The sequence below is a fragment of the Flagellimonas amphidinii genome, assembly GCF_013090115.1.
GTDB lineage: Bacteria > Bacteroidota > Bacteroidia > Flavobacteriales > Flavobacteriaceae > Flagellimonas > Flagellimonas amphidinii.
Genome location: NZ_JABFNN010000030.1, coordinates 262,932 through 285,506, shown reverse-complemented (window position 1 = coordinate 285,506; position 22,575 = coordinate 262,932). Strand labels below are relative to the sequence as shown.

Sequence of the window (22,575 nt, the reverse complement as noted above, 5' to 3'; positions counted from 1 at the left end):
AGAAGTTATTTTAAAGTCGTTGGGCAAACATAATCCGTAACTGGAATACCCGCTTCCTTAATGGCTTTGAATCCACCAGCAACATCCACCAAATTATGGATTCCCCTGCTCTTTAATATGGAAGCAGCAATTACGCTACGGTAACCCCCTGCACAATGCACATAGAACTTTTCTTCTTCAGGGAATTCCGAAAGGTGGTCATTGAGAAAATCCAAAGATGCCAGTTTTGCATCTTCAACGTGTTCCGCAAGAAATTCTGATTCTTTCCGCACATCGAACACGGGAACTTTGTTTTGTAGCCTTTGTTTGAATTCCTCTGCATCAATACTTTCAAGGTTGTCAATTTCTTTTCCAGCTTTTTGCCATGCTTCAACTCCACCTTTCAAGTATCCCAATGTTCCATCAAAACCAACTCTGGAAAGGCGTGTAATTGCTTCTTCCTCTTTTCCCTCGGGAGCAATCAAAAGTATTGGTTGGGCCACATCAGCAATCAATGCGCCAACCCATGGAGCGAAACTTCCTCCTAAACCAATGAAAATGGATCTAGGGATATGTGCTTTCACAAAGTCATTTTGGTGTCGCACATCTAAAATTACAGCACCTGTTTCGTTGGCCGCCACTTCAAAAGCATCTGGAGTCAACGCTTGGGTTCCTCTTTCTAAAACCGTATCGATGTCTTCATAACCCTCTTTGTTCATTTTTACGTTCAATGGAAAGTATTGTGGTGGTGGCAAAAGTCCATCCGTAACTTCTTTAACGAACTCTTCCTTGGTCATATCTGGTCGCAGAGCATAATTCATCTTTTTCTGATTGCCCAAGGTATCCACCGTTTCCTTCATCATGTTCTTTCCACAAGCAGAACCGGCCCCATGAGCTGGATATACCGTTACATCATCTGCCAAAGGCATAATTTTATTTCGCAAACTATCGTAAAGCGTGCCTGCCAATTCTTCTTGGGTCATATCGGCCGCTTTCTGGGCCAAATCAGGTCTTCCCACATCCCCCAAAAACAAGGTGTCACCGCTAAAAATTGCATGATCTTTCCCAGCTTCATCCCTTAAAAGGTAGGTTGTGCTTTCCATGGTATGCCCTGGGGTATGCAATACTTTGATGGTCACTTTGCCCAAATTGAATTCCTGTCCATCCTCCGCAATAATGGCATCAAAAGCAGGATTTGCATTAGGCCCATAGATAATGGGTGCTCCTGTTTCTTTGGAGAGCGTTACATGCCCGCTGACAAAATCGGCGTGAAAATGGGTTTCAAAAATGTATTTGATAGTGGCCTTATTTTCTTCGGCCTTTTTCAAATAAGGTTTTACTTCTCGCAAGGGATCTATAATAGCTACTTCTCCATCACTTTCTATGTAGTAGGCTCCCTGAGCCAAACATCCCGTATATATTTGTTCAATTTTCATTTTTCATATTTTTTCAAATATAGCTATGCTATTTGGGTTAGATCGTTACCAAAGTTACAAACTCTTGGTTTTGGATTGTGACGACACTTTTCTTTGAATACTGCTTCTTTCTTTTTGATGGGCGCAACAGTCCACAGCCTCATGAGTTCTAACAAAAAGATTCTCCTCTCCCAACACTTTTATAAGGCCGCTGCTGTACAAAACATCCCTGGTTGGACCAATTGCTCCTGTCATTAAAAATTTGATGTCACGTGTTCTTAAATCCAGAATGATGCGCTCTAACATGGTCATCGCACTACTATCAATATAATTGATGGACTCTGCATTAAGCACCACAAATTTTAGATTGGGACCTTTCTCTTCAATTTGCTTGTACAATTCTTTTTTGAAGTAATCTTGATTGCCGAAATACAATTGGGCATCAAACCTGATTACCAACTTATCTGGATCTACTTGTATTTCATCTGTAAATCGATTGATGTTCTTAAAATAATCAGTACCCTTTATCCTTCCTAAAACCGCTATATGAGGATTGGAGATTCGATATACCATCAACAGGAGCGAAAGCAATACTCCCAATAAAATTCCTTCAATCAACCCAATAAAAAGTGTCATCAAAAAAGTAGCGTTCAACAAAAAGAACTCATCCTTTCTATTTTTCCATAATTGAATTGGGTAGGAAAGGTCAATCAACCCAAACACTGATACTATAATGATGGCCCCTAGAACAGCATTGGGCAGGTTATAAAACAAAGGTGTTAGGAACAATAGAGTTCCTGCGATGAGCAAAGCACTAAAAATTAATGCCATTCCAGTTTTTCCTCCTGCATTATGATTTACTGCAGTCCTGGAAAAGCTCCCTGAAACCGAAAAAGATTGAAAAAATGAACCTAGTATGTTGGAAAGTCCCAATGCTCTCAATTCCTGATTGGAATCCAGCTCATATTCAGGATGTTTTTCTTGAATGGTCTTTGCAATGGAAATAGATTCCATATAACCAAAAAGTGCAACCGTTATAGCTATGGGAACTAATTGTCCTAACTTATCCATTGCTATATCGGGAACTTGAAAGCTTGGTAATCCACTCGGAATATCTCCAACAACACCAACACCGAGAGTTTCCAATCCCAAAAAGGAAACTACCAGGATTCCGATAATCACAATCAATAATGGAGTGGGTATTTTTTTGCTTACCCTGTTCATGAATAGGATGAAGAGAATAGAAACCACACCTAAGCCAAGCGTATAAAAATTCACTCCCTCTACACTTCCCAATATGTTTGCAATCAATGTATGGATTTTGCTTGATTGAGAAATGTCCGTTCCCAATATATGCTTCAATTGGCTTAATCCTATAAGGATTACTGCCGCCGAAGTAAAACCACAAATAACCGGTTTAGATAAAAAATTGACAAAAAAGCCCATTCTTAAAACTCCCAACAATAATTGTATTCCTCCAATAATAAGGGTCAAAAAAATCACTGCAGAAATATAGTCTTGTGTATTGGTGAGTTGCAATGCCCCTATTCCAGAAGCTATTAAAAGAGAATCCATGGCAACCGGCCCAACCCCCAATTGCCTAGATGTTCCGGTTAATGCATAAACTAATTGAGGAACCAATGCAGCATAAAGTCCATAAATGGGGGGCATTCCGGCAATCATCGCATAGGCCATTCCCTGAGGCACCAGCATGATGCCCACTGTTAGCCCCGCCATTAGATCGCCATATAATTGGGAACGGTTATAACTGGTTATCCAGGATAAAAATGGAAAAAACCGTTTGAGCATTTAGTCTAGTTTTAGGCAAAAATAATATTCTTCTGTTCTTGAGGAAGTAACCCAAGGCACACAATTACAAATCTAGTATTTGAATATAATTTCTATGTAAGGCCAGTTTTTTCATTTTTTCTAATTTTTTCAGCAATCTGGAAATCACAACTCGAGAAGTATGCAGGTCATAGGCAATTTCTTGGTGTGTGTTTTTGATGCGATTATCATTGGTGACCTCCATTTTCTTTTTGAGATAATCTACCAATCGTTCATCCAAATTTTTAAAGGCAATACTGTCCACAGTGTTCAACAGTTCATTCAAACGATTGTGATAACTTTCAAAAACGTAGTTTCTCCAACTTTTATATTTTGCCATCCATTCCTCCATTTTCTGAACTGGCACCATCACTAAGATTGAATCTGTTTCTGCAATGGCCCTGATCTCGCTCTTGGTGTGCCCCATACAACAGGCCATGGTCACGGAACAGGTCTCACCTTGCTCCAGATAATACAACAACAATTCATCTCCTTCATCATCCTCACGTAAGATTTTGATTGCTCCAGATAACAATAATGGCATGGATTTAATATAGTTGCCAATATCCATAAGGATTTCTCCCGAAGGGACTTCCACCAACTTGCCCACAGTATTAATTTCATCAATCAAATCCAGTTCAAATTGACTGTCAAATGTTTTGTACAGTTCTTCTTTCATCATACAAAAAATACTCTCCTAAGGTAACCAATTTGATATAAAGAATTCAGCTATTTTATCTCTTGAAAATTTCTTCTAAAAAGACAGCCCACACCTAAAGGTGTAGGCTTCAAGATAAATTATAGTGTTTTTTTGAATTTGGAAAAACAAGGTATCATTCAATGGACACTTCATCCATAAAAATCCAAGTGCCGTTGCCTCGTTCATTTTTTTGCAATGGTTTTAACACAACTTGGATATATCTGGCATCATGCTTTTTGAAATCCAACTGGAAAGCTTTTAGGGTATTCTCCCCACTGGCCTGATAATTCCGTTGTAAGCTCTCTTTATGATCAAATTGTTGCCCATCTAAAGATGTAGATACTGATATTTCTGTTGGGTAATAAATTCCCGCCCCTTGGTTTTCCATAGTTCCAACGGTTACTTGATGAATTTTTTCAGACTGACCGAGATCAATAGTGACCTTTACATTTTCATCGAACCACCCCAACCATTTCCCGTTGGCAAAATCCTTTGAACCCCAAACGATATCAACCAATGTGACATCTCCCGTTCCACTATATTTTTCATGTGGGTTTGGTTCAACGCTGACTTCTTTGCCAAATGCTCTGTGAAAGTTGAACTTCTTTTCCAAAGGAACTCCTTTCATCTCCCCTCCATCAAAAACAGCAGCTTTCAGTTCATTGGAAGTTGTAAGGGTTATTGGTTCATTATATATTGGAGATTTGGAACTCAATTCTTTATCGCCGAGTTGATATCGTATCTCCGTGTTAGGAAATTCGGTGCCCAATTCCAGAGTAATAGAACTGTCCTCAAAATTAACTTCAGTTTCTACATTTACATTGAAGACACTTTCTGCATAACGAATTTCCATCTCTCCCAACCTATGCATCATAGGTTTGAGCCTTTGGGCAAAATTCAGCCAATCTTTGTTCTTCTTTCCTGACCAAACCACTTCTGAAAGTGCCAGCAATCTTGGAAATAACATATATTCTGAATGCTCTTCGGTATCCACATATTCTGACCAAAGGTTGGCCTGCGCTCCGAGTACATGTGATTTTTGAGCCACACTCATAGAATCTATCACCGGGTCAAAGTCGTAGACTTTGCTTACGGGCAGATAACAGCAAAAACCCGGAGGCTCAAATTCTTGGTTTCCTTGGAAATAATCAAAATACAAGTGGCTTGTAGGGGTCATGACCACATCATGGCCCTGTTGCGACGCCTTCCAACCTCCTTCTACGCCCCGCCAACTCATTACAGTGGCCCTGGGGGCAAGTCCCCCTTCCAAAATCTCGTCCCAACCAATAAGGGTCTTGCCCTTGGCATTGAGGTATTTTTCAATTCGCTTGATCATGTAGCTCTGTAATTCTTCCACATTGGCCAAGCCCTCTTCCTTCATCCGTTTTTGGCAATCGGGACATTTTTCCCAATGGTCCTTTGTGGCTTCATCTCCCCCTACATGCACATATTTTGAGGGGAACAATTCGATGACCTCATCCAAAACCCCCTCCAAAAAAGTAAAGGTACTCTCCTTACCGGGGCAATAAATATCCGTAATGGGCCATACGCCTCCTGATGGCACGGCAATGGGTTCATCAATACATGATAAATAAGGGTACGAAGCTATGGCACTCATCACATGAGCGGGCATTTCAATTTCTGGAACCACGTTGACCCCATATTTTGTCGCGTGCTCCACAATTTCCCGGATATCCTCTTGGGTATAATAACCGCCATATGTTCCCTTTTCGTTAGGGTCATTTTGGGAACGGGCATTCCAATGTTTTTCTTCTTGATCTACCCGAAACGCACCCACTTCGGTAAGTTTTGGGTATTTTTTGATTTCGATGCGCCACCCTTGGTCATCCACCAAGTGCAGATGGAGTGTATTCATCTTTAAAAATGCCAGTCGCTCTATGGTCTTCAGGATGTATTCTTTTTGAAAAAAGTGTCGCGAAACATCCAACATTGCCCCACGCCATCTATAACTTGGGGAATCCTTGATCAACACACAGGGCAAGCCCCATTTTCCCGTTGTAGCAGCACCGGCCTTTTCAACTTCCTTTGGAAGTAATTGTCTAATGGTTTCTTGGGCATAAATGAACCCATTATTGTCCGACGCCCTAATCTGAACAGTTTTAGGGGTAATTTCCAAAACATAGGCTTCAGCAGGGACGGTGTCATCATATTTGAAATGAATGAAATTATCTATCGGGATTTCTTCATCACCTGTCTGTAAATCAAAACCCAACTCATGATTCAGGAGCAAATAAGGTTTTTCAAAATCAGTGGGTATTTCAAGAACATAAATGGTTTTTTCATCCAACACAAACACACCATTGTTGGTTGTTAAGGACTGTGGTCTTGGAATAAGATCAATAGCTTCACCCATGGTCAATTTTTCCTGTTGCGACTGACAAGCCATGAACAGGCAACATAACCATATAATACCTTTTGGAAAAAAACTGGTTTTCATTATAAAAATTGAATTAATCGTATACTACAATTGTTTATCGGTCTTTGGTTAGGCCCAATCTTCATAAAGATTTTCTTTTTCTGTTGGTTTAAACGTATTTTTTAGATGAACGACCATTACCGATAGCCCAATACGTGCATTAGATTATTTTTATCCGGTTCAAAAAAATCTCTGAATAAAATGAAACAATGACAAAACCCACACCTAAAGGTGTGGGTCTTAAAACAAACTAACTCAAAACTAATTAATCAAACTAAACTTTTAAACGCTATAATTTAAGAGGTGTTCCTTCCATATTTTCTGTAATTGGCATTCCCAATAGTTTTAGGATTGTTGGAGCCAATTGATTGCTGTACAATTGTTCTTCATTCCCTACTTCTCCTTTGGGGGAAATTCCCTTTCCAAAAGCGACGAGCCACACTTGATCAGCACCCTTGATATTGCTTCCATGATCCTTCCATGTTTTTAAGGGCTGGGTTCCACGTCCATGATCAGTAGTGATGAGAAAAATGGTTTGATCTTTATAAAAAGGGTCTTGCTGTGTAAAATCCCATAGCTGTTTGATCATGGCATCTGTACGCTGTGCTGATTGTAAATAGAAATCATAAAAACCGCCATGGGCAAAATCATCTGTCTCCCCATAAGATACATACAGCAATTGGGGATGGTTCTTTTTCATTTCCTCCAAAGCGTAGTTATGAGTAAAAACATCTAACCGAACCGACTCCCAAATTATAGGGGCCTGTCTTTGGATATCGTTGAGCATTTTTTCTCTTTCTGTAAGGTTATCCCCAACAGCTTTTTCATAACCTGCATTTACAGGAACTCCTGAACGCTCCTCGTTGATGATATATGGAAACACATCCCAACTGCCAAATGCAGCTACTTTACCTTTGTATCGGTCATCTTTATTGGCCAGCTCCAAAATTGTGGTATTGGGGTTGGGTATTTTATCATTGCTCTTGATATTCTTGTCATCGGCCTTTCCTGTCAAGATTTCATTATACCCGGGGTAGGAGAACCACATACCATTGGTTAGATTCATTTTGCTGCCCAACACACGATTACCATGCAATTGCCCTATTTTTGCGACCTCTGTCCAGAAAAAAGGCATCAATGCCTCCCTGCGTGCTTCCGGAGTGTCTTTCCAGTAGTATTTCTTCAAACTTTCTGGAGACTGAACATATTCTTTATTTTCGATTAAATCTGAGTCAGCACCTGTAAACAGTTCTTGCCAGCGCAGACCATCCAACGTGATCAGCACCACTTTTGTATCGTTTGTTTGTTGGGCTTTGACAAAACTTGTCAGGAATATAACTGAAATTAAAAATAGAATCTTGTTCTTCATGTTGATGTTGTTCTTATTTGGTTTTGAATGATGTTGTTTCGGACCAATCACTCCAATTTAAATACTGGTCTCGATAACGCACTCTCCAATAATAGGTAGTACTGGGTTCTAATAGGTTGGTGGATTCATCGGTAAGGTCATCGTCCTTTTGACGGTTTTCCAAATAGTACCAGTTCTCATGTTGTTTCCAACTATCATAAACAGGCTTTTCAAAATCAGGGGTTTTGGAAACTTGCCATTGTGAAGCGGCATGAAATGCCCCTGAGCGGTTGCCTTCAAATGTACCAGCCTTTAATACCACTCCCCTATTTGCTACACCTTCCCCTTTAGGGGAAATGGCCGTAGGTGCCTTTGGGTTTTTTGATAGTTTAAAAACAGTTATACTATCGGTCTGCTCATTGTTTTTAATTCCGACTATATTGTTCCCTCTACTGATACGTTTCAAGGTTATTTTAGGGTCATTCGCATCTGCATCAACCGAAACCATTACAAAACCATATTCATCTTGGGTAACGGTAAACTCATCGTAATCACGACCTTCAAACTCGCCCCAATTGTCAATTGCTCCTCCGGCCGAGGCTACATTCACCCAAAGATGGTTATGATCTTTGGATTGTCCGCGGGAATATCCATGTGTATGTCCAAAAAAGTGAATACTTGGTTTTCCGGTCTTGGTAGAAAACTCTTCCAACATTTTCACCACCTTTCCAGAAGATTTTCGTTCTCCAGGAATCCAAAGTTCAGACTTATGTGGGTGGTGCATCTGGGCAAAAACAAAATCAATGTCATTGTTCTTTTCTGTATCTGCCAATACTTTTTCCAACCAATCAAATTGATCTCTGCTATCGGCATAACCATCATTGGAGTTCAATCCGATAATGCGCACATTGCCATAATCTTTGTACCACCAATGCTCAGCATAGGCAGGCGTACCATTTTCAGGAAGTGAAAAATACTTGAAATAGAACACTGAATTGCGTTCATGGTTCCCCAACACGGGATATACAGGTACTTGGGCAAATAATTTTTCGGCAGGATTGAAAAAATGGTCTTTCCATTGATGATATTTTGAACCATTCTCGACCAAATCGCCAGGAACCATCACCAAGGCTAAATTATCGGGCAGTTTTCCATCAAATTCATTTTCTAGATATTTGATGACACCCTCGTTCACAATTTCCGAGAACTTATCGGTATGTTGCCAATCCAACTGCATGTCGCTCATGGCAATCAAATTAAACGACTCGGCCTCATTGGCAAAAGGAGGGGTTTTAAACTGAAAAATATCAGATTTTAGTTTACCTGTTTTTACCCGGTAGTAATATTCGGTAAACCTTTTAAGATCGGTCAATTCTACTTCGTGGATTCGAGAAGGGCCATAATTGACCTTGTCTGTTTTCCCCGTGGTCTTCTTACCCAGTTTGGGTGTTGTTCCCCATTCTACAATACTTTCCTCTCCAGTACTGGTTTGCCACATGATGGTGATGGAATTGGGTTCTGCATTCTGCAAATAGGGTTGTACTAAAATTTGGGGTCCTTCCTGTGCTGAAATAGCGATTGCGCTCAGAAAAAGGCAAATTAGAAATAGGTTGGTTTTTTTCATTAGGCTATAGTGTTGGTTTTAAGAAAAGCTTTGTTCAATATTTCGAAGGCATGTTCCAGTTCTTCTTTGGAAATGGTTAAAGCGGGCGACAACTGCAATACGTTTCCTTTGGAAACTTTAAAGCTCAGACCATGTTTTAGGCAATCGTACATGATTTCTTCTGCTTCTGAAATTGCTTTTTCCTTGGTTGTTCTGTTTGTCACCAATTCTATTCCCCACAAAAGCCCCACACCACGAACATCTCCAATTAATGAGTATTTTTTGTGCAGTTTATGAAGGGACGTTTTCATGTAGGCTTCATAACATTTCACCTTTTCCAATAAACCTTCTTCTTCTATAACTTCCAAAACGGTCAATCCGGCAACTGCTCCCATTGGACTCTTCTCGTGTGTGTAATGTCCCAAAGAAATATGCCCGAAAGTATTATATTCTTCTCTTGTTACGATTGCTGCTTGTGGGATTATTCCTCCTCCCAATCCCTTTCCCAAACAAAGAATATCAGGTTCAATATCATAATGCTCAAAAGCGAATAGTTTCCCCGTTCTGCCCAAGGCGATGGGAATTTCATCCAAAATTAAAAGAACATTGTGTCTAGTGCATAATTCACGAGCTGTTTTCCAAAATTTTTTGGAAGGAATTTGTACATCGGTATTTCGTATGGTCTCCGCTAAAAAAGCTCCAATTTGATGATCCTTGGAAAGCACATATTCTAAATACTCCAATGCTTTATCCTCATTACCTTCAAAAATTCCACGATATGTTATGGGAGGTGGAATGCGTTCTACACCTGGCATCAAGGGACCCATATGTTCTTGGAAAACAGATTCCCCTCCTACACTTATAGCATCAAGAGAGGCACCATGAAAGGAATCCCAAAAGGAGACCACTTTGTGTTTCCCAGTCACCGCACGAGCCAGCTTAAGGGCAATCCCAATAGCAGAGCTCCCGTTTGGCGTAAGCAATATTCGATTCAATCCTTTTGGAGTGAAAGAAGTAAGTTTCTCCGCAAATTGAATCGCCTTTTCGTTGGTGTAACGCCGAGTTGAAAAGGTAAGTCCATGTTGTAATTGCTCCGTTAATTTCTCAACGAGCTTTGGGTGCGAAAAACCAATCTGATGCACATTATTCCCATGGAAGTCCAGATATTTTTTCCCCGAAATATTTTCAATGTAAGAGCCTTTACAGCTTTTTAATACATCCAAACAAGGTGTGGACATCGACTGATGCATAAAATATTTAGCATCTTTATCCAACAGTTCTTTTGCATGCTCATTTAAATTTCCATTCTCTACCCACTCTCCTCTTGCAGAAGTAAGGTTGATATCTCCTTCCGCAACTTGTTCTGGATTATACTTATCTGGCTTTATATGGTCCATGTTTTGCTCGTATTTCGCGTTCTTCGGATTTGTCATTCAGCACAAAAATATCATAGGTGTTTCCTTCATCATAAACTCGTACAACAATATGTCCCTCTTGACTTTTGTAGTCATTCAATCTTCCTCCTATAACATCTTTGGCTCCCTGAAGCATTACCGTTGAAAAAATATCCCGATCCCCTGGATACAATTCCTTAGAGGTAATTCTGCGTAAAACTTCTTCACCAGGATGGTCTGCAGTCCAATTTTGCTGAATCCAGACTCTGGGTCTTACCATTCTAACATAGTATGGATTTTGTGAATCCCTATTGCCATGATGATTCAAGGTTGCTACATCTACTGAGCCAATTACAGGAGCCACATGCGATTCCACAGCCTTCATATTTGTTTGACCCATTGTATTTATTCCCGAAATATCACCTCCTGTAAAATAATTGAATTTTCCGTAATCTATCCGGACGCAATTGCTCAAGGGGTTTTCCCCAGGATAATCGCCCTGATTGTAAAGTGAATAATAATCTCCATTGGCATACCCCGTATAAATGTTTCCATTGGAAGCGATGTTCATCACTGAAAATGTAGGATGGGCAGTTGCATCGTTTTTAAGGACTATTTGGTTGGTTTGGCCCACCTGTAACGCTTCATTTTCTAGGCTATTTTCTTTGGATTGATAGGCAATGAACTTCCAATACTCCTTAAGCGTAGGGATCATTCCATACGTATCCCTAGTGAATCTTTCTTGGGATTGCACCTGTGAATCCTTTAAGTTGATGGGATATTCAAATCCCCGATCAATCAACTTTTTGATGGGAATGAGCGTTCCCACTTCCATAATTCCAGTGAGTTTATATCCTCCCGAAGCTGTTTTTCTCAAGGAATCCATTTCCCCAAAATGATCATCATGGTAATGGGTGATCAGGGCGTAATCCAATTGCCTTTTTTGATTTTTAGGTCGAAATTGGTCCACATAGTCAACTATCCATTCAGGGGCAGATTTTGACCCATTGGGCACTAGCCTAGCATTTCTTCTTGAAGTTGTCCTAGGGTGGGTCTCAGACATATCTCCTGCATCAATCAATAAGGTTGTCCCATCAGGAAATATTAGAAACGCGGCATCACCTCTACCAGTATTGATGTGGTGTATATCCAAAAAACCTTCTTCCCATCGAGGTAGAAACTTCTGTTGTGCATTCCCATCGATGATTCCCATAAAAACCAACATCAAAATGAATATCCCAAACCTTTTCATGACCCTTTCCTATTTATTGCGATATAATTTATTTGCTGGAATTATTTGTTTTGGTATGCCTTCACCTTGGTACTTTACATCCAAATGAAAGCCACCTCCTCCGTTAAAATATTCCACACGTACCAAATGTCTACCTTGGTCTAAAACCACTTTTCCACTACGTTCGCGAACACCGTGGTCGCCATCATTATCCGCTACCAACTTACCATCGACATATAATTTACTACCATCGTCGCTATTGGTAAAAAAGGTGTATTCACCTTGGGTATCGATCTCTAAATCTCCTTCGAATACCAAAGAAACTTGCTCGGGGTCTTTTAAACCACTAGTAACCAAATCGTTGAATGAAAAATCGGTGCTCATCCCTTTCAATACAGGGGTCAAGTTATCGTAACTTTTGGGCAATAGTTCAATTCCATCGATATAATACACCGAATGTGCAATGGGTTTTTCCTTGTCTTTGGGGATCAACCTAAAATTGGCCTCGACAATCCCGCTTTTTTGACTTCCCTCTTGAAAAATCGCCGCTTTGATCACCGTAGTTCGGTTGATGTAAAAAGTGTCTTTATACTTTGTGGCCGTCGCCGTGGGGTTGCTGCCATCAACCGTGTATAAAATCTCCCCGATGGCATTTGGGTTTTGCATGACCACGAAAGTGGAATCCGCACGAAAAACCCCTCCGGCAGGCTCAAAGTAGCCGCCACTCGGCAAAATTTGCGGATTGGCTACAAAGTCTTTCCGTTTGTACACCAAAACGGGTTTTTCGTGGCCCAAAAACGCCCCTTTTACAGGTCGGCCAATCCATGCATATGGGGTTTCTAGCTCCATGGCATATGCTACTGTGGCAGCATTGTCATACTGATACACGGCTTCTTCAATTTCGTAGCCTTTTTTGATGCCTTTACCATATAAGATAAAGGGAATGTTCATCTCGGCCACACTTTCGCCGCCATGACCAAAACCAATACCTCCGTGATCAGCGCAGATCAAGAATAGGGTTGAATCAAATATCCCCGCATCTTTTGTGGCCTTTACAATTTCTGTGATTAGGGAATCTGCCTTTTGTACCGAGGCATAGTATTTCAGACTGCCATGCCCAAAGGCATGACCGGCATGATCCACATGATCCAAGTGAACAAAGGTAAATTCAGGTTTATGTTCATTGATATAGGCCACAGCATCTTTTGTAGTACCATCTTCATGATCACCGTCAATATCAAAATCCACATCGCTTTTCTCGAACAAACGTCCAAAACCATCCCAATCATAGATTGCTCCTACTTGGGCTTCTGGCTTTTGATCTTTAAAAAGGGTGAAAATGGTTGGAAAGGTATCCTCATCCGTTGCTAATACGGGTGGTAATTGGTGGTCTTCCTTTTCCCATCCGTTGGAGGTAACCCCATGCTGTTCGGTATCAGCGCCCATGATCATACTGGCCCAATTAGGGCTTGAGCTGGATGGAAGTACCGCTCTTGCATGCATGGTAAATGCTCCATTTTGCATTATGGAATCCAACATTGGAGTATTGGCTTTTTGAATACCATCTGGACTCATGCCGTCCACTCCAATAACGATTATATGCTCAATCCCCTCGGGGGCATCTTTCTTCTCTGAAGCACAAGACCACAGGAACAAAGTTCCTATGGTCATTGCCACAATCCAAACTGTTTTACTGCGTAATAACATCAGTTAAAAAGTTAATTTTCCCACCAAACTTTTGTGGTGATTTCATCGCCTCCAATTCTACTGGCAGCTTCATTATAATTGGTGCTGTTCAAGGATTGTTCCTCGCTCGGATATTCAAATCTACTTGGGTAGGTAGGATAAAACGCATCCGGTCCTGGAGCAATCGTACTTGGAAAACCAGTTCTTTTGAATTCTATGAAGCCTTGATAGTCTGTATAGAACAAGGCCACATATTTTTGTTTTATGATGGTTTCCAATGTTCCATCATAAGATACTTCCGTGCCGGTCAAATAATCTGCAGGCATATCAACTTCCCAGTAATCAAAATTTGACTGAATTCCAGATTCATACAAACTTTGATCATCTGCAGTAATCCAGCCTCTTTGTGCGGCCTCGGCAAAAATGAAGGCCACCTCCGAATACAACATCAAACGTGCATCATTGTTATTAGGCTGGAAGTAGAAATAATCGATATTGAACTTGGAAAGGAAAGCGTCACCTCCTTTATACTCATAGGCGGGACCATCCACAATTCCATTTTGCATTCCTTGAATCTCTGGAGTTCCCGCTTCAACTGAATTTGCTGTTGGGTCGGCAAAAAAGTCCAATCTTGGGTCATCAAAACTTTGCAATAATTGTACAAAGTGCTCAGAAATTCGGTACTCGTTATAAGATCCTACCCTATAAACAGATTCTTCTGTAACAGGGTGCGCATCTGGATTAGCTGCCAAGAATTGCAATACTGCATTATCATCATTAGATTCCATAACTGGGTTGCTTCCCTGATTGTTATAGATTTCCGCTATCACAGATTCTGCCGTTGAAGCATCTACTTCGCTCAAACGAAGTGCCAAGCGCAGACGCAAGGAGTTGGCAAACTTTCTCCAAAGAGTCAAGTCTCCCCCAAACACTAAATCACCTTTTACCAAATTCAAATCTGAACCTCCCAAAATATCACTGGCCTGCTTTAGTTTAGCAATCATGTCAGTATAAATTGCTTGTTGTGTATCATAAACAGGAGTGTAATTGGCTTCTTCTGATACAGCTTGGTTCACTTCACTGTAAGGAATGTCTCCATACATGTCTGTTAAAATGCTGAACATCCAAGTCTGCATGATAATGGATATGGCCTCGTAGCTTCTTAAGGAGTTGTCCACAGCTATTTTCTCTAGTTCTTTTGCATCCCTGATGGCCAAAAAATGCGTAGTCCATGTACCGCTTTGATCACCCCAATCAAATAAGTCGAATGATGTGAACACGATTCGGGCACCATACTGTCCCATTAGATTTCCTTCACTCCAAGAATCACTTACTACTCTTCTAATGGATGACCTTTGTAGGTTGGTCAACAATAATTCTGGATTATTATCTATGTTGGATGCCACGTCTGGATTTTCATTGGACACATCAAAGTTGTCGCATGAGTTAAAGACGCCCATCAAAATGATGCTGATGATCATTAGTTGTTTTTTCATCTCTTTTCGTATTATCACTATTGTGTTTGTTGAATTATAGTCTCATATTAACTGCCATACCAATACTTCTTGTAGTAGGCACAGTGGCATTTTCCACCCCTGGCACGTAAGAACCTCCTCCGAAAGAAAGTAATTCTGGATCTCCATGGTTGAAATCTTTTGCCCACAACCAAAGGTTGGTTCCAATCAATGAAAATGTGAAGTCTTGTACTCCCATTTTTTCCAACACCTTGTTTGGCAATGAATAGCTCAATCGAGCTTCTCGCAATTTGATGAAAGTAGCATCATACATACCTTCTGTTTCGTTCCCTCTTCTATATCTGTTGTTATGATAAGCATTGGCCGGCACTATAACGTCATTTTCAACATAGCTGCCATCTGCAAGTTGTTTTACCCCATCTCCGATAACACCATCAGAATTGGTTCCGCCATAATCCAATCCAGAATCACTGATTCCAGGGTGTGGACCACCAAACTCTGGAGACCTTCCCCAAAGAGTTTCCACAACATTACCAGATGTAGCGGCAATCAAACGGGTTCTTGAAAGCAACTCTCCTCCTTGTCTCCAATCGAACAAGAAGTTCAATGCAAAGTTTTTATAGCGAATAGTGTTGTTCCAGCCCAATGTGAAATCAGGGTTGAAGTTTCCAAGTTTTCTCAAAGTATTGTCCTGTTGTACCAATCCTTCGTTGAAAACTACTTCACCAAAGAATGGACTACTTTCATCCTCTACCGTTACCAATCCGGTTCCCCACATATCTCCAAGAGAGCCTCCTTTTTCAGCAATCAAATCAATTCCGTTGCCTCCGTAGGAATATCTGTCCACTCCATCAGCCAATTCCAAAATTTCATTTCTGTTAAGTCCAAAGTTGAACATGGTATCCCATGAGAAATCATCAGTACTGACAGGAGTAGCAGTCAACATCAATTCCACACCATAGTTTTTGATCTTACCTGCATTGATGGTTCTGGATGTTTTTCCAGAAGTAGTAGGCAAATCAATATCTAAAATTTGGTTTTTGGAAATGGTGTTGTAGTAGGTAAAGTCAAGTCCTATTCTATTATTGAAAAATCTTAGGTCGGTTCCAACTTCCCAAGAGTCCTGAATTTCAGGTTTTAAATCAGCATTTGCCAGATTATTGGATGGAGATGCTGTTGGATTATCTCCAACTGGTGTTCCAAGAGCAAAGAAGTTGTTCAACCCATAAGGGTCTGTATCGTTACCTACTTGCGCCCATCCAGCACGAAGCTTTGCAAAAGACAATACGTCATTATTTCCTTTTCCAATCATATCTGATAGCAAAACACTTAAAGAAGCCGATGGATAGAAATAAGAGTTATTTTCTTCTGGAAGGGTTGACGACCAGTCATTTCTAGCCGTTAAATCTAAGAAAACCTGATTTTTCCATCCCAATTGAGCAAAACCGTAAAGTGAATTGATTTGTTTCTCTGGTCTTGACACTCTTTGAACCAATGGCCCATCAGCATTTGTGAAGGAATAGATTCCCGGCAACAACAGTTTGTTGGTCATAAGTGCGTTGAAGTGGTTTTTCTGAACCATTCTGTTACCTCCAATGTTGGCATTTACGCTTAGGTCATCGTTGATCTTTTGATCATAGGTCAACAAGAAATCCAAGTTGGTCTCATGGAAGTTGATCTTGTCCTCTCTATACTGTCCATTTGGAAAACGTTGTGTAGAATATGCTCTTTTGATGAAACGATATTCCGAGAAGAAGTCTCTACCGCCTCTTACCATAAACTTAAAGTTGTCAGAAAGTTTATAGGTTGCAGAAACATTTCCAATAATTCTGTCCTTGGCCAGAGCATTGGTATTCTCATACATGGTAAAGTATGGATTGTCGTGGTAGTTGTAATTGTAGTTGAACTGTTGAAAACCTTCTAGACCATCTTGCCAGTAGTTTCTTAGACCTTTAACATCCACTTGTTGACCCCACCAAATAAAGAGATACATTACAGATTCTGTTCCATATCCGTTTACGTGTCTGTTATCAGAATCTGTACGTATGTAGTTTACTTTTGAAGAAACTGTCAACCTATCTGTTAAATCATAAGACCCAGAAAGGGAAATCGTGTTTCTTCTTAAATCTGTATTTGGAAGAATCCCTTCGTTATCTAGATTAGTATAACTTACCCTATAGTTTCCTTTATCGTTTCCTCCGTAAAAAGAAATGTTATTGGTGAACGTTCTTCCAGTTTCCACAAAGTTCTCAACTGGATCTCCTGGGTCCACAAATGGAGTTGGTGTGATAGCGCCTCTACGGGTCAAATCAACCCCTGAAGAACCTAAAATAAAGTCAAGTCCGTGAACATCACCCCCTCGCAAACCATTTGCCGTTGGAGAATCGTGTTGAGCACGAAGGGTTCCATCCATCAATGGACCCCAAGATTCATCTACACCATCAAAAGTTCCATTTCCATATCCATCTACAAACTGAAAATCAAAGTTCTTACCTTGTCCATATACCCTTTGGTACTCAGGTCCTTTCAACATACTTTCAAAAGTAACCTTGGAATTTACAGAGATTCCCATCCCTTTTCTAGATCTTCCAGATTTAGTGGTAATAATAATGGCTCCGTTTGCAGCTCGAGAACCATAAAGTGCCGTTGCGTTGGCTCCTTTCAATACAGAAATGGACTCAATGTCATCTGGGTTTACCTCAGCAGCTCCGTTTCCATAATCAATATTCATGTTACTGGCACCTCCCAAGGTGTTGGTTCTGGTATCAGTTGAGTTATTGATTGGTACACCATCTACAACAAAAAGGGGTTGGTTGTCTCCTTGCAAAGAGGAATATCCCCTGATTACCACGGACGAGGACTGACCTGGGCCAGTTCCGTTCGTAACCACCTGCACACCGGCAGCTCTACCCGCAAGTGTACTTACCATATTGGTACTGGTTGATTGTGACACGGCATCACCATCAACCTTTTCAACAGCATAACCCAGTGTTTTTTCATCTCTGGTAATGTTTAATGCAGTCACAACCACCTCATCTAAATTTTGTGCATCTGGTTGCAAAGCAATTGTTGCATTGGTTTTTCCTGTAGTATCAAACTCTTGGGATACATAACCAATGTAAGAGACTACCAAAATATCTCCAGCTTGGGAAAGCCCAATCTGAAAGTTTCCATCAAAATCTGTTGCCACACCATTTGCACTGCCCTTTACAACGACAGATGCACCAGGTAGCGGCACATTGTTTTCATCTACGACTTTTCCCGAAAACGTAGTTTGGGAATAGCCCATTAAACTTGCGGTAAGTGCAAGTAAAAATGTTACTAGTGTTTTTTTCATTTGTTGAGTATTTGTAAAATTTGGTTAATTATTTATCAACAAATATCATTCACTAGCGTTAAAGCACGCCGTTGTACAGATTAAAAAAATGATACGGAAAGGTTAAAAGAATTGTGGTAACGTTAGGTAAATATTATTTACAAATATTCAAATTTTGTAGTATCTTGCGGTATATGAACATTTTAATATCTTATTGCTTAACAATAGGTTAAGCTACTACAGTTTCATTTTAAGAAAATTGAAAAATATTATAAATACTAAAAAAGTAAGAACTTAAATAAATATGATGGAAGACTATTTAATCGGTATAGGAAAACGCATTAAGGAAATTAGGAAGAACAATAAAAAAACCATTAATGACATTGCCATGAAGGCCGGGGTAACTGCTGGATTAATTTCCCGGATTGAGAATGGCAGAACCATTCCCTCCCTTCCAGTGTTTTTAAAAATTGTGGATTCCTTAGAAACGGAAATGACCGACTTTTTTGATGGTATGCCGAAAGTAAATGGTCAAAATTTTTTGGTATCGCGCAAAGATGACCATTCCATCATTGAAAAAGAAGACGAAGCTGTTGGGTTTACCTATAATTATATTTTTAGCAAACAGCTTAACTCTGTTGGTTTTGAAAGTGTCCTTTTGGAAGTACTTCCCAACTCCAAACGTGAAAAAGTAACAACGGATGCCTTTGAGTTTAAATACATTTTGACCGGTGAATGCTATTACGTGATTGGAGACCAAGAAGTACTTTTGAAAGAAGGGGATTCCATATTTTTTGATGGTAGGATTCCCCACGTACCGATAAACAAAGGCAAAATTGCTTCAAAAATGTTGGTAGTCTACTTCTTTATTTAAGGAAATAAGATTTTTCCCAATTCTTCAAGACTTTCCAAAATCAAAGTAGGATTGGCTTTTTCCAATTGCTCCCGGGTATGCGCACCTGTCAATACCCCAACGGTAATTCCGCAGTTGGCATTTTTACCTTCCTCAATATCAATTATGGAGTCTCCTGCCTTTAATACTTTATCAGAATCGGAAATATCAAATTGCTCCATTGCCTTGTCAATCATTTCTGATGATGGCCTTCCCACTTCAACATCATCGGCAGTGATTAAAGCGTCAATTTCTTCTCCAACTTTCCATTTCAATTTGTCCACCAAACTTTGAGCGGTCTTTGCATCATACCCCGTATTCAATACTACCTTCACATGGTTGTCTTTTAATGTTTCAAAAAGCTCAACTACTCCTTCATACGGGGAAACCTCTAAATTAGCATATGCCTCCTTCAATAAATTTTTAAAGTCTGCATGAATTTCATCAGCATTAAATTTGGACTCAGGGGCAATCTCATTTATTATATCCTTGATGGCATTAAATTTTTCCTTTCCGGCCCCAAACTCCAAAACAATTTCCAAAGTTGTTTCCAATCCTGCATTGGCCAATGCTTTTTGAACGGTTTTGTACACTACGTTATCTTCGTTGACCGTAGTGCCCGCCATGTCAAAAACCGCAAGTTGTATGTCTTTCATATTCAATATTATGTATTAAAAATAGTAGCAATATTTTTTTTGGAATAACCAGCGCTTCCCGTCATTCCCTTTCCTCCAATCCCAGTAATTATGTGAATATCTTCATCAACAGTGGTTGTAAAAATATCTTTGGTCTTGCATTGTGAATACATCCCGTACCATCTGTGCTGAATCTCATAAGTGGGTAATTTTATGATTTTTTTTGCTTCCTCAATCATAAAATTGTCGATATCCATATCCAAATCAAAGCCCAAGTCTTCTACTTTATCGGCATCAGCATATTGATGTGAATCTCCCAAAATAACAGATCCATCCACAGCCTGTTTGAACAAAATATGAACTCCCCATTTTTTTTGAAGACTATTGGCATCTTCTCTTGCCTTGACTTCCGCATAGGATACACATTCATGAAAAGCCTCATATCTTCTTATGGTCCAACCCGTTAAAATAGAACCATTTAAAACATAGTCCTTTTGCGGTTTGGTCTGCATCATTTGTAATTTTGAAACTTCTAAATCACTATTTTGAAACAAATCTGGATATATAGTTTTAAAGTCACTTCCATTACAGATAATTACTTTTTTGGCCCAAATTTTTTCGTTAGCAGAACTTTCCACCTCTACCACATCTCCTTTCTTTGTGCATGCAATGACTGGAAATTTAGTTCTTATCTGAAGTCCAGTGGATTTTAAATATTCATGTAGTTTGTGAATCATTACTCGAGGTTCCACCGTCACCTCCTCTGGGAAAAATAGTCCTGCTTGAACATAATCGCTTCTTAAGCCCGCATAACGTTTTAAGCACTCATCCTTGGTCAACATTTTGGAGGTATACCCACTATTATTGTTAATGGCCCTGAGTTCTACCAACAATTGTTCTTCTTCATCATTTGATGCTAGGTAAACCGTACCATTTTGACGTATGGAAATATCGAACAACGATTGTATTTCTTTATATATCGCTAAACTTTCCCGGCCATATTTCTGCCATTTGGAGTTCATTCCAGATGGAACAACTTGTCCAAAATTTTGGACTGTAGCACCTTGAGGACGGGCATCTTTTTCCACCAAACACACCTTTAAACCAGCCTTCAGTGCATGAAAGGCATGAAAAGTCCCCAAGACACCTCCACCAACAATGATGGCATCAAATTTATTGTCCATAACCCAGTTGTTCTTTAAAATTTTGTGATTTGTGCCTGGCCTTTAGATGTAAGAAGGAAACAATGGAAATACCAGTTCCTATCAAAGCAACTGTATAAGTGCCATAAACAAAGAAATTAAGCCAAGAAAGATTGGCCTGGCCAAAGTTTTTATAGAGCAATACCAAAATACTTCCCATGTAGCCAAACGCATCTGCGATATAGATTAAAAACCCTGAGTTGCCCTTGATTCTAAAAACGGCAATTAAACGATCAAAAAAGAGTCCGTTGAAGGGCACATAGCAGATGTAAAGTCCAAAACCAGTGCACACCATCCATATAAATGGATTTAAAATTTCCATTTGAAAAAGTAAAGTTGAAACTCCCAATACGATAGTTCCCAAAAGAAGCAACCAATGATAGGCCAATAAAGCTCTTAAGTTATTCTTGATAAAGAAAACTGAACCTACAATCAAAAGAACCACCACAGCTATTATAGTTTCTGAAGTGGAGAATACCGAAATGTCTCCTTCGTAACCAATACTGTCCCACAGCTCTCGAGCAAAATTGTCCCTAAAATCCCTAAATGCAGTTAGGAGGGTATAGAAAATTACCACAATGAACAATGGAAAAAAGAAGGTTGATATAATAGCTTTCCGTTCTTGCTTCGTCATAGGTATCCGCTCAACACGCTGTTCTATATCAGCTTTGGTTGGGGGCGGTACCCGCTGCAAAAGGAATGAAAAAAATAGTAACGGAACAATAAAGAGAGCCCCGGTCACAACTGGCATCCAAAATTCATCTACACCAAAAAAGTCCATTGCATAAAGCCCAATGGATTTGACCACACCACTGGAAATGATAAAACTGGAACAAAGTGCTATACCCAATATATCTGTGGACCTTCTCCCTTCAATGTATGAGAATACAATTCCCCATATCAAACCCAAGGGAATCCCATTCAAAAACATGAAGACAATATTGTAGGGCGCCGGTACCCAAGCAAAGAAAAACAAGGCAAGCTCCGCAAGTCCTATCAAAGAAATGAGATATAAAAGTCTGCGGTTTGGTTTTAGCTCAGATATCACCTTAATGCCCACAAACTTTGAAAGTGCGTAACCCAAGACTTGGGCAATAATCAATAGAATCTTATAATTGACGCCAAAGAAATTTAATCCTTCAAAAGTAGCGGCTGTAAAAGGCTTCCTAAACGCGTACATACAAAAATACGTTCCAAAGGCAGCCACAGAAGCATGAAGCACAAAGGTGGAAACTGGCCGCTTGGTGGAAGTATTCTTATTCATTATTAATGTTTACAAATAATAAATTAATTTTTCAAATTACTCACTTTTATAGGAAATTACCTATTGTTTTCAGTTTAAATAATTGTTAGCAAAAAATTATACCCTCGTTTGTTAGATTATTTCGTCCCAAAGGAAATTTTGGAAAATTCCAGTTATATTAGCTTCATCAAG

15 protein-coding genes are annotated in these 22,575 nt (G+C 39.8%); 1 reads left to right on the top strand and 14 read right to left on the bottom strand.

What is annotated here, in order from left to right; genetic code table 11:
• Positions 1 to 5 precede the first annotated feature (5 nt).
• The 11 genes from HJC33_RS07910 to HJC33_RS07860 form a co-directional block, all read right to left on the bottom strand.
• The gene (locus HJC33_RS07910) at positions 6 to 1,415 is read right to left on the bottom strand and encodes an MBL fold metallo-hydrolase (RefSeq protein WP_171658269.1); all 1,410 of its coding nucleotides are present in this window, start codon (positions 1,413 to 1,415) and stop codon (positions 6 to 8) included.
• A gap of 54 nt (positions 1,416 to 1,469) precedes the next feature.
• Entirely contained in the window at positions 1,470 to 3,203 is a 1,734-nt protein-coding gene (locus HJC33_RS07905; RefSeq protein ID WP_171658268.1) for a SulP family inorganic anion transporter, read from the bottom strand.
• Positions 3,204 to 3,267: 64 nt separating this feature from the next.
• Positions 3,268 to 3,900, bottom strand: a complete 633-nt coding sequence (locus tag HJC33_RS07900; protein ID WP_171658385.1) for a Crp/Fnr family transcriptional regulator — start codon at positions 3,898 to 3,900, stop codon at positions 3,268 to 3,270.
• Positions 3,901 to 4,054: 154 nt separating this feature from the next.
• On the bottom strand, positions 4,055 to 6,379 hold the full coding sequence (locus tag HJC33_RS07895; RefSeq protein WP_246245507.1) for a glycoside hydrolase family 20 protein: 2,325 nt from the start codon (positions 6,377 to 6,379) through the stop codon (positions 4,055 to 4,057).
• A 268-nt stretch (positions 6,380 to 6,647) separates the two neighbouring features.
• Positions 6,648 to 7,727 (bottom strand): sulfatase-like hydrolase/transferase, encoded by a 1,080-nt coding sequence (locus HJC33_RS07890; protein ID WP_171658267.1) that lies wholly within the window; start codon positions 7,725 to 7,727, stop codon positions 6,648 to 6,650.
• A 13-nt stretch (positions 7,728 to 7,740) separates the two neighbouring features.
• On the bottom strand, positions 7,741 to 9,330 hold the full coding sequence (locus HJC33_RS07885) for a fibronectin type III domain-containing protein (RefSeq protein ID WP_171658266.1): 1,590 nt from the start codon (positions 9,328 to 9,330) through the stop codon (positions 7,741 to 7,743).
• Entirely contained in the window at positions 9,330 to 10,706 is a 1,377-nt protein-coding gene (pbfA, locus tag HJC33_RS07880) for a (R)-1-hydroxy-2-aminoethylphosphonate ammonia-lyase (protein ID WP_171658265.1), read from the bottom strand. Before pbfA ends, HJC33_RS07885 begins: the two co-directional genes overlap by 1 nt.
• Entirely contained in the window at positions 10,684 to 11,955 is a 1,272-nt protein-coding gene (locus HJC33_RS07875; RefSeq protein WP_171658264.1) for a ComEC/Rec2 family competence protein, read from the bottom strand. The genes pbfA and HJC33_RS07875 overlap by 23 nt, the downstream gene beginning before the upstream one ends.
• Before the next feature lie 9 nt (positions 11,956 to 11,964).
• A complete protein-coding gene (locus HJC33_RS07870) occupies positions 11,965 to 13,641 on the bottom strand; it encodes an alkaline phosphatase family protein (RefSeq protein WP_216366664.1) in 1,677 nt (558 codons plus the stop codon).
• 11 nt (positions 13,642 to 13,652) lie between these two features.
• A complete protein-coding gene (locus tag HJC33_RS07865; RefSeq protein ID WP_171658263.1) occupies positions 13,653 to 15,116 on the bottom strand; it encodes a SusD/RagB family nutrient-binding outer membrane lipoprotein in 1,464 nt (487 codons plus the stop codon).
• A 34-nt stretch (positions 15,117 to 15,150) separates the two neighbouring features.
• Complete coding sequence (locus HJC33_RS07860; protein ID WP_171658262.1) at positions 15,151 to 18,432, bottom strand: SusC/RagA family TonB-linked outer membrane protein; 3,282 nt, start codon at positions 18,430 to 18,432, stop codon at positions 15,151 to 15,153.
• A 286-nt stretch (positions 18,433 to 18,718) separates the two neighbouring features.
• Between HJC33_RS07860 and HJC33_RS07855 the strand changes: the two genes are divergently transcribed.
• Entirely contained in the window at positions 18,719 to 19,285 is a 567-nt protein-coding gene (locus HJC33_RS07855; protein WP_171658261.1) for a helix-turn-helix domain-containing protein, read from the top strand.
• Here the strand turns inward: HJC33_RS07855 and HJC33_RS07850 are convergent.
• The 3 genes from HJC33_RS07850 to HJC33_RS07840 are packed head-to-tail and all read right to left on the bottom strand — an operon-like array spanning position 19,282 to position 22,404.
• Positions 19,282 to 19,959, bottom strand: coding sequence for a phosphonatase-like hydrolase (locus HJC33_RS07850; RefSeq protein ID WP_171658260.1), 678 nt, complete (start codon positions 19,957 to 19,959; stop codon positions 19,282 to 19,284). The two genes, HJC33_RS07855 and HJC33_RS07850, sit on opposite strands and share 4 nt — an antisense overlap.
• A gap of 8 nt (positions 19,960 to 19,967) precedes the next feature.
• Positions 19,968 to 21,122 (bottom strand): TIGR03364 family FAD-dependent oxidoreductase, encoded by a 1,155-nt coding sequence (locus HJC33_RS07845; protein WP_171658259.1) that lies wholly within the window; start codon positions 21,120 to 21,122, stop codon positions 19,968 to 19,970.
• Complete coding sequence (locus tag HJC33_RS07840; RefSeq protein WP_171658258.1) at positions 21,112 to 22,404, bottom strand: DUF5690 family protein; 1,293 nt, start codon at positions 22,402 to 22,404, stop codon at positions 21,112 to 21,114. The genes HJC33_RS07845 and HJC33_RS07840 overlap by 11 nt, the downstream gene beginning before the upstream one ends.
• Between the last annotated feature and the right edge of the window lie 171 nt (positions 22,405 to 22,575).

Excerpts from the sequence above, each read along its gene's own strand:
- HJC33_RS07905 (WP_171658268.1), bottom strand. The coding sequence starts at position 3,203 with ATGCTCAAACGGTTTTTTCCATTTTTATCCTGGATAACCAGTTATAAC.
- HJC33_RS07910 (WP_171658269.1), bottom strand. The coding sequence starts at position 1,415 with ATGAAAATTGAACAAATATATACGGGATGTTTGGCTCAGGGAGCCTAC.
- HJC33_RS07860 (WP_171658262.1), bottom strand. The coding sequence starts at position 18,432 with ATGAAAAAAACACTAGTAACATTTTTACTTGCACTTACCGCAAGTTTA.
- HJC33_RS07840 (WP_171658258.1), bottom strand. The coding sequence starts at position 22,404 with ATGAATAAGAATACTTCCACCAAGCGGCCAGTTTCCACCTTTGTGCTT.
- pbfA (WP_171658265.1), bottom strand. The coding sequence starts at position 10,706 with ATGGACCATATAAAGCCAGATAAGTATAATCCAGAACAAGTTGCGGAA.
- HJC33_RS07855 (WP_171658261.1), top strand. The coding sequence starts at position 18,719 with ATGGAAGACTATTTAATCGGTATAGGAAAACGCATTAAGGAAATTAGG.
- HJC33_RS07900 (WP_171658385.1), bottom strand. The coding sequence starts at position 3,900 with ATGAAAGAAGAACTGTACAAAACATTTGACAGTCAATTTGAACTGGAT.
- HJC33_RS07865 (WP_171658263.1), bottom strand. The coding sequence starts at position 15,116 with ATGAAAAAACAACTAATGATCATCAGCATCATTTTGATGGGCGTCTTT.
- HJC33_RS07870 (WP_216366664.1), bottom strand. The coding sequence starts at position 13,641 with ATGTTATTACGCAGTAAAACAGTTTGGATTGTGGCAATGACCATAGGA.
- HJC33_RS07875 (WP_171658264.1), bottom strand. The coding sequence starts at position 11,955 with ATGAAAAGGTTTGGGATATTCATTTTGATGTTGGTTTTTATGGGAATC.
- HJC33_RS07845 (WP_171658259.1), bottom strand. The coding sequence starts at position 21,122 with ATGGACAATAAATTTGATGCCATCATTGTTGGTGGAGGTGTCTTGGGG.
- HJC33_RS07890 (WP_171658267.1), bottom strand. The coding sequence starts at position 7,727 with ATGAAGAACAAGATTCTATTTTTAATTTCAGTTATATTCCTGACAAGT.
- HJC33_RS07850 (WP_171658260.1), bottom strand. The coding sequence starts at position 19,959 with ATGAAAGACATACAACTTGCGGTTTTTGACATGGCGGGCACTACGGTC.
- HJC33_RS07895 (WP_246245507.1), bottom strand. The coding sequence starts at position 6,379 with ATGAAAACCAGTTTTTTTCCAAAAGGTATTATATGGTTATGTTGCCTG.
- HJC33_RS07885 (WP_171658266.1), bottom strand. The coding sequence starts at position 9,330 with ATGAAAAAAACCAACCTATTTCTAATTTGCCTTTTTCTGAGCGCAATC.